This window comes from Dietzia sp. DQ12-76, from assembly GCF_014145045.1.
In the GTDB taxonomy this organism is placed as follows: domain Bacteria; phylum Actinomycetota; class Actinomycetes; order Mycobacteriales; family Mycobacteriaceae; genus Dietzia.
In genome coordinates this window covers 1-1,577 of record NZ_JAALDV010000455.1, presented here as the reverse complement: position 1 = coordinate 1,577, position 1,577 = coordinate 1, and the positions used below count along the sequence as shown (strand labels likewise).

General features: G+C 70.6%; 1 protein-coding gene and 1 pseudogene. Both read right to left on the bottom strand.

What is annotated here, in order from left to right; translation table 11 throughout:
• Positions 1–99: 99 nt before the first annotated feature.
• Complete coding sequence (locus G6019_RS14615) at positions 100–1,029, bottom strand: endonuclease domain-containing protein (protein WP_156607219.1); 930 nt, start codon at positions 1,027–1,029, stop codon at positions 100–102.
• A gap of 254 nt (positions 1,030–1,283) precedes the next feature.
• A pseudogene (locus tag G6019_RS14610) lies at positions 1,284–1,577 on the bottom strand (ABC transporter ATP-binding protein); the annotation flags it as partial.

Below are 1,577 nucleotides of genomic sequence, written 5' to 3'. Positions count from 1 at the left end.
CAGCACCCCGGGCCCCGCAGCACCCGGGCCCCGCAGCACACGGGCCCCGCAGCACCTCGGGACCCCGCAGCACCCGGTGAATGGTCGTGTCCGTTGTGATCAGATGGCGCCTCCGTCACAGTGGGCACGACCAACCTGTGAGGCGATGTGGTGGCGGCCGCGCTCGAGGGCCGCGCGGGCCTGGCGGAGCACCGCCCGAGGATTCCTGAGCATCGACCCGGTGACGCGGACCACCTGCCAGCCGAGTTCGGCGAGTTCGGCGTTGACCCGGGCGTCGTACTCCCATTGGTCCTTCCCTCGATGGACCTCGCCGTCATAGAAGACCGCGACCATCTCGGCCTCGTACGCGAGATCCGCGGTAGCGATTCTCGCTCCGTACTCGTTGCGGATCGCGACCTGTGGAGTCGGGTCGGGGAGGTCCGACCGGACGAGGAGTAGCCGAAGTCTGGTCTCCGGTGGCGAGTCCGCCCGCGGGTCGCACCAGTGCAGCAGGCCGCGCACCCTGCGCAGACCATGCAGTCCTCGCACGCTCTCCGCGAGTGCACTGACCTCGCTGACCGAAATGCGGGACCGATTGCACACGGCATCGATCTTCGCGATGGCGGCGTCGTCGTCGAACTCCCACCTCGCGACGTCGACCGCCGTCCGCGCCGCGGAGGTCACCCGGAGACCACCGATCGTCACCACGTGCCCGGCCGGCAGGGCACGCCGGAGTCGGCGCAACCGCACTCCGCGCGGAGCGGGCGCCGTACCGACCGCGTAGACGTCGACGCCTCTCCCGACCGCCGCCGGCGCGTACCAGCGCTCACGGTGGAACAGTCCCGCCGCGAGACCGCCGATCACAGCTCCGGCGGGCGCCCACAATGCTGCGCCGCGAACCAGGCGATCAGGGGTGACGGGCTCCCCGGCGGCCAGGTACACGTCGGGGAACAACCGGCGATGTCCTGACCTCAGCTGATGGCCGGTCAGGCGGCCGGCCTGCACCGCGGCACTTCCGACGAACGGCTCAGCAGGATCGGCTAGAGGCACCACAGCATCATCACGCGCCGCGTCCGATCACACCCGCCGGGAGCGTCGCCTGTGGAGGAGCAAAACGACCATCCACAACCACCCGCGCACGCCGGTGACAGTCGCAGGTGGTCCTCCCGCGTTCTGGTCGTGCCTAGCGCGGCGAGACGCGCGATTCACCGCAGCAGAGACGACCAAGACCGATGGACGCCTGAGTGCGTCGTCCCCCTGGCGCGTCGGCCTGCGGGTCAGCGCTCTGGTCGCCGGCCTGCGGGTCAGCCCTCTATCTGCTCGCCGATCTCCATCCAGCGTTCCTCGAGCTCCTCCTTCTCCGCTGTCACCTGCTTGAGGTCGCGGTCGAGCGAGGCGAGCTTCTCCGTGTCGAGCGCCTCTCCCGCGGCGGCGGTTAGCGCCTCGTGAAGAGCGGCCTGACGCGTGTCGAGCTTGAGCATCTGCCGCTCAATCCTGGACATCTCCTTGCGCAGCGCCCGCTCCTCGCCCGAGCTGAGACCGGCCCCGGCGGGCGCAGCGGACGCCGAGCCAGGCCCCGCACCCGAGCCCGCACCCGA